Origin of the sequence: Alcanivorax sp. P2S70 (assembly GCF_000475295.1) — a bacterium.
Lineage (GTDB): Bacteria > Pseudomonadota > Gammaproteobacteria > Pseudomonadales > Alcanivoracaceae > Alcanivorax > Alcanivorax profundi.
The window spans coordinates 1-6274 of record NZ_AXBZ01000055.1 but is presented as its reverse complement, the minus strand read 5'-3'; the positions used below and the strand labels follow the sequence as shown (position 1 = coordinate 6274).

The following is a 6274-nucleotide window of genomic DNA, read 5'->3' as shown; positions in this document are numbered from 1 at the left end:
TTATTCAGAGGCTCCTTAACCAGGAAAACGTTATTTGGCGCCGCTGAGCTGCAGCATGTGAATCACGGCGTTGCGGACTTCTTCGTCGCTGCAATCAAAGCAGTTGCCGCGGGGGGGCATGGCGTTAACGCCATTGATAGCTTCCTGCACCAGAGTATCAAACCCTTCTTCTTCCACTTCGTGGGACCAGTACAGGCGGTTTTCCTTGCCGACCTTGGGCGCACCGGCAACACCGCTGCCGTGGCAGGTCACACAAAATTGCCGATACAACAACGCCCCGCTGCGCGGTTCTGCCTGGGTGGCAGCAGCGGCGGTCGGGGCGTCACTGTCGGAGCAGGCTGCCAGTAACAATACTGGCAGCAGTACGAGAAGACGTTTCAAGGCTACTTGCTCTTCTCGACCATGTATTCCACGGCCGCCTTGATCTCGTCGTCAGAGCAGGTCATGCACATCCCCTTGGGCGGCATGGCATTCAAGCCTTCGATGGCGTGCTTGACCAGGGTAGCTTCGCCCTGGGCAATACGCGGTGCCCAAGCACCCGCATCCCCGGTTTTCGGGGCCCCGGCTGCGCCAGAAGCGTGACAAGCGCCACAGGAGGCGTTGTAGACTTCTTCACCGGAACGCGGACCACTGGCCACTTCTTCACCGGCTGCGGCTGCGGTGCCGCATTCTTCGCCTTCCACACACACAGAACCTACCGGCTTGATACGCTCGGCAGTGGCACGATCGCTGAATACAGAGCGCTCACCCAGCGGGTAAGGGGAGATTTCCTTGGTGCTCTTGGCAGCCACATTGCCGGCAGCGAACAGGGCGGCAACCAGTACCAGGCTGGCGGTCAGCATCTTTTTCACGATTACACCTCTATTGTTCTGTGAGTCGCCGCAGGAAGCGCTACGGCTGCGGTTGGCGATTATACCCGCTCAAGCCGTAGGGACAAAACCGGATCTCGTCCCCCGCGGCAATCCCGGTCAGCTCGGCGGATTACAGCTCGACACGGGGCAGGCGCAGCAGGAAGCGACTCCCCTGATTCACCTGGCTTTGCACCTGAATATCGCCGCCGTGACGCTCGGTCACGACCTTCACGAAACGCAGCCCCATACCGGCACCACGGGTCCGGGCCCCCCCGCTGGTACTGGCACGACTGAAGCGCTGAAACAGCCGTGACTGAAACTCTTCAGGGATCCCTACCCCGCGGTCACGTACCTCACAGCAGACCTCATTGCTCTCGGAGAACAAACGCACATCTACCGAACTGCCCTCGTGGCTGTACTTGATGGCGTTGGTCAGCAGGTTGACCACCAACCGTTCCAGCAATTCGTTATTGCCCAGCACCCAGACATCCTGCTCCGGATCGTAATCAAAGCGCAGCGCAATTCCCCGCTGCTGCGCCTGGATTTGCACCAGATCGATGGCGCTTTCCACCACATCCAGCATGTCTTGCTCGCTCAGCTCCACGGTTTCTACCGCTTCGACCCGGGCCAGCTGCAGGAATTGCTCGGCGATGCTCAGGTTACGCTGGGCGTAGTGCTGCACGTTATCCAGAAACGCCGGCAGGTCCGGGTTGCTGTCCTCACGCATTTTTTCTGTCAGCGCCAATACCGAGACCATGGGCGAGCGCAGGTCATGGGACAGGAAATCGAGCATTTCTGAACGCGCACGCAGGGCCTGCTTGACCTCGGAGATATCCTTGAACGACAGGATCATCATGCGTCCGGGGTTGTCCCCGGCGTGCACCAGCAGCATATCCAGATACAGATCGGCCCCCTGACGATTGCGGCATTCCAGCTGGCTGCGCCCCTCGGCCAGAGTCTGGCGCAACAGCACATCCCAGCTACGCTCACGCAACTCCAGCTCACGGCCCAGATCGGTCACCAGGGACTGGCCACTGTCCAGCATTCCCATGTCGATGCCCAGCAACAACGCCGCCTGGGGGTTGGCATAAACAATCACCCCGCAGGCATCCGCAATCACGACCCCTTCGCGAATCTGCGCCAGCGTGACCTGGAAAAAGCGGGTCAGTGCTTCCTGGCGTTCTTCTTCCCGCTGCAAACGCTCGATATGGTTTTCCAGTACCTCGTAGCGCGGCCCCGACAACGGTTCATGGGAACGCACCCGCACCAGCATGGCCCGCACCCAATAATCGTAGGTATCGGCATCCAGCGCCTGTTCCCACACCACATCCAGCTCATAGCGCTTCCCCTCATGCCGGAAGCGGTACTGGCGCGCCAGGCCACTTTTCCAGCCCGATGCCGGCAGACGGTCCCCCCCGCGCAGGGGCATATCCCCCCCCTGAAGCCGCCAGGCCTTCACCGGCATGACGGTGTCCAGCATGTTTGCCATCTGCTGCAGGGAAGAGGCACGGGTAAGACGCTGGTTCAGGTCGCTGTATCCGGACAACCGCTCCAGGGCGTTGCGCATATAGGAAAGAGAGTATTCCAGACGTCGCCAGGTCCATAGCGGATAAGCCATCAATGCCGCCGCCATGGCCGGCGCCGGCGGGAACCACAATCGCAGGGTAATCAGCAGGACCATGCTCGCCAGCAGACAGGCCCCCATGATTCCCGCCACCAGCGGGATCGACCAGCGCGGCAACACAAACGGCAACAGCAACGGCGCCAGCAGCGCCAGCAGCGCCCCCAGCACCAAGGCGCTGGGCTTGCCCAGATCGCGGATCAGGCGATCCTCGCGCAACGCATCCAGCAAATTAGCATTAATCTCCACCCCGGCCATCAACTCGCCACTGTTCCCCATGGGGGTCGGCAACATATCGCCCAGCCCTGCCGCAGTGGCGCCGATCAGGACGATCTTGTCGCGAATCAATTGCTCGGGAATCAGGTTTTCCAGCAACTCCACCGCAGAGACCTGCGGGTAGCTGTTAGGGCCGTTCACGAAAGGAATCAGGCGATGGTAGCGGCGCACATTCGCCAGCCCGGAAAACTCTTCGCCCTTGTCAGCGGGGAACAACTGCTCGGAGAGCATGCCTTCCTGTACCAGTAAAGTCTGGGTGATGTGCGGCCACCAGGCCTGCCCGATACCGGAACGCATGAACACGGAACGGGCAACCCCATCGGCATCCAGCTCCAGATCCACATGCCCCAATCCGGCCGCCGCTCGAGCAAACGGAGAATGCGGCAGCACTTCGATCAACTGCCCGCCGGCACGCAATTGCTCCACATGCACCGGCAGGTACACATGACCATTGGCGGCCATGGCCTGCACCAAAGCCAGGTCCGAACGGGGATTGTTGCGGTCCGGTTCCGACAGGATCAGATCCATCAGCACCGCCCGGGCGCCCATCTCGGTCAGCCGGTTGATAATGTCGGCGTGAACTTGTCTGTCCCAGGGCCAACGGCCTACTTCCCGCAGGCTGTATTCATCGATACCGACGATCACCAGGTCACTGGCGGGTTCATCCGGCAGCGTATGCAGCAGGTTGTCGTAGATATAGCGATCAACAAATGACAGTGCACCACTGATGCTCAGCAGTACGCTCAGTGCCGCCACCAGGAACAACACCGACAGGTGCTCAGCAAGGTAACGACGATGGTCCGGACTCAGACGCGCGGGCATGAATTACAGGGCCAGCAGCATGGCAGCCGCCCCGACAAATACCCATAGATCCCAACGAGGCTTTTCTTCCGGCGGTGCAGGCGGTTCAGGGGGCGGAGGCGGTGGGGCCGGCGTCACCACGATGTCACGCCAGTTTTCATGGCCACGCAGACCGTGGCCATCCACCGCACGCACCAGCAGGCGGTACTCGCCTACCGGTAAGTCTTGCTGCCAGTGGCCGGCCTCCAAACGCTGTTGCCCCAGCAAACGGTTGTCCGGTTGCTGATACCACTCGACCCAGTAATGGTCCGCCTCGGCCTGGGTTGGCCAAACCGCCACCGCCCCGGTGTGGCTGACGGTCAGTTCAACGGTAGGCGCAGGCAGCAATGGCACCGGCGCCATGGGCGACTCATCCACCTGGGCCAGGGTGGCAAAGCCCCCTTCCACTTCACGGGTGGTGCCGCGGGCGCCCACATCCACCTGACCGCTGATCACTTCGTTACGGGTGGTCTCGGCGCCGTCTACACCCAGGTAGTATTCGGTGCCGCGCACCGCCGCCACCGCCCCCGGGGTATAGACCTCGAACGAGGCTTCATCACTGGTCAGCGGCGTCACACGGTTACGGATATTGCCGCGCTCCAGGCGCAGCTCGGTGCGCTCATCGGGCTGATCCAGAAAACGGCGGTAACGGGTTACCACCAACAGACTGGAAGGCTTGATCGAGACATCCGACTGGTCGGCAAAATGAATACGGGCACTGCCATCGGCCCCGGTTTCCAGTGCATCACCAAATTGCACCGTGTCCCCGGTACTCACAGGGCGGGGTTCTCCGCCTGCGGCGGGGTACAGCATGACTTCACCGGTAACCGCTTCCAGCCGGGCAGGAATGGGTTTTTCCTTGAGCCAGTCGATGGGCACCCGAAGGCTGTCGCCCGGGCGCAGGGCGTGGGGATCGGTAAGGTGATTATGATCGGCCAGCTGACGCCAGCAGGCCTCGGGCTGCTGGGCAAAGCGCAAGCACACCTTCCAGAGGGAATCGCCGGGGCGGAGTGTGTAGTGCCAGTCTTCACTGGCCTGCGCTGCCGGGAAAAGCCCCAGCCACAGCAGGGCGGCTATCCCCAACCAGACCCTCATAATGTGCTTCCTTGTAGTGACTTATTCTTCGACAGGCTCCAGACGATAACCGTGCTGATAAACCGTCTTGATTCGGTAGCCACGCTCCGGACGAATCTGAAGGCTGCGACGGATGCGGCTGATGTGCACATCCACCGTCCGTGACTCAATGGGGGTCATGATACCCCAGACTTTCTCCAACAGGTGGGCCCGGCTCATCAGCTTGCCCACATTCTGGAACAGGTAGCTGGCCAGTTCATAGTCCTTGTCGGTCAGTTTAACCGGATCCTCATCCAGCAGAATCTGCCGGCGGGCACGATCAACCACCCAGGGCCCGACTGTCAGCGCCTTTTCTTCATCCATTTCCGCTACCCCTGCCCGGCGCCCTAGGGCAGTAATCCGGGCCAGCAATTCCGCTTGCTTGGTCGGCTTCACCATGTAGTCATCTGCTCCCTGGGACAACGCCCCGACAATGGACGACTCATCATCACGCTGGGTGGCAAACAGCACCGGCGTGCGGTTTCCGCTGGCGCGCACTTCTTCCAGAACGGCATAGCCATTCATGTCCGGCACTTCCCAATCCAGCACCAGAATATCGAAGGTATCGCGGCGCAGCAGGGACATAAAATCCCGACCGTTGGCCAGATGAATACAGTTGTGCCCGGCCTCTTGCAGCCAGTGGGTCACCAGCTCGGCCTGGGCCATGTCATCTTCCAGATATGCAATGCGCACGGTTGTCTCCATTTGCCCATTCACCTGTCGCTTCGCGCTTCCTTTCTGAGCGCTAACGCCGGTAAAGGCTACAGGGTTATCAAAGAGTTAGCGGGAAAAGATTGTAAAATGCCGCCACCGATAAAGCGATACTTCAACCCCGGGTTCCCACCCGCATTCCGCTGCGTCCTGGCCCGATCTCAACCCCGCAAGCGGGCTACGCCGAGCGCGCTGTCAACTTCAGCCCCACCACACCCACGATAATCAGTCCCATGAACAACAGGCGCGATAGCTGGGCAGGATCCTTGAGCCAGACAATGCCAATCACGGTGATACCCACGGCACCCAGCCCTGTCCATACTGCATACGCCGTGCCCACCGGAATACCCCGCATGGCATAGGACAACATCAACATGTTCAACCCGGTGAGCACCAGCGAGGTGCCAATCGACGCCACACCCGGGTTCATTTGGATCCACTAGAGACTCAGCGCCCAGGCAATCTCCACAATCACTGCCAGCAGCAGTACCACCCAATACAGGTTCATCGGCTTCTCCAGGCGGGCTCGTACAGGCACCAGAACCGCCGGAAACCCGAAAGAGGCGGCCTGAGAAGACATTGCACCAGATGGGTGCAGCGCGAATTATAGCCAACCCACGCGGCAATGCACCCATCCATGGACGCCACCGCCACAACCGGCTATCATTCGCGCCCGTTGGATCCCCCAAGTTCCAGCTGCACGGCCCGGGTAACAGGATGCTACCCCTGCCCGTGCAACCCTGATTGCACAATGTGTTTTGCGCCCGTAGCTCAGCTGGATAGAGCGTTGCCCTCCGGAGGCAAAGGTCAGAGGTTCGAATCCTCTCGGGCGTGCCATCTTTCCCACAAAAAAGGGGCCTTC

The 6274-nt window shown here is 60.7% G+C and carries 6 protein-coding genes and 1 tRNA gene; 1 reads left to right on the top strand and 6 read right to left on the bottom strand.

What is annotated here, in order from left to right:
• Positions 1–30: 30 nt before the first annotated feature.
• The 6 genes from Q672_RS30905 to Q672_RS30880 form a co-directional block, all read right to left on the bottom strand.
• Positions 31–381 carry a c-type cytochrome gene (locus tag Q672_RS30905; RefSeq protein WP_022986406.1) on the bottom strand — a complete coding sequence of 117 codons (351 nt, stop codon included), beginning with the start codon at positions 379–381 and terminating at the stop codon, positions 31–33.
• A gap of 2 nt (positions 382–383) precedes the next feature.
• Positions 384–842 (bottom strand): c-type cytochrome, encoded by a 459-nt coding sequence (locus Q672_RS30900; RefSeq protein WP_031226937.1) that lies wholly within the window; start codon positions 840–842, stop codon positions 384–386.
• Positions 843–981: 139 nt separating this feature from the next.
• Positions 982–3570 carry a CHASE2 domain-containing protein gene (locus Q672_RS30895; protein WP_022986404.1) on the bottom strand — a complete coding sequence of 863 codons (2589 nt, stop codon included), beginning with the start codon at positions 3568–3570 and terminating at the stop codon, positions 982–984.
• Positions 3571–3573: 3 nt separating this feature from the next.
• The gene (locus tag Q672_RS30890; RefSeq protein WP_022986403.1) at positions 3574–4683 is read right to left on the bottom strand and encodes a FecR domain-containing protein; all 1110 of its coding nucleotides are present in this window, start codon (positions 4681–4683) and stop codon (positions 3574–3576) included.
• A 21-nt stretch (positions 4684–4704) separates the two neighbouring features.
• Positions 4705–5394, bottom strand: a complete 690-nt coding sequence (locus Q672_RS30885; protein WP_031226936.1) for a response regulator transcription factor — start codon at positions 5392–5394, stop codon at positions 4705–4707.
• 196 nt (positions 5395–5590) lie between these two features.
• Positions 5591–5842 (bottom strand): DMT family transporter, encoded by a 252-nt coding sequence (locus Q672_RS30880; RefSeq protein WP_022986401.1) that lies wholly within the window; start codon positions 5840–5842, stop codon positions 5591–5593.
• 330 nt (positions 5843–6172) lie between these two features.
• Here Q672_RS30880 and Q672_RS30875 point away from each other — a divergent pair.
• A tRNA-Arg gene (locus Q672_RS30875) sits at positions 6173–6249 on the top strand.
• The last annotated feature ends 25 nt before the right edge of the window (positions 6250–6274 follow it).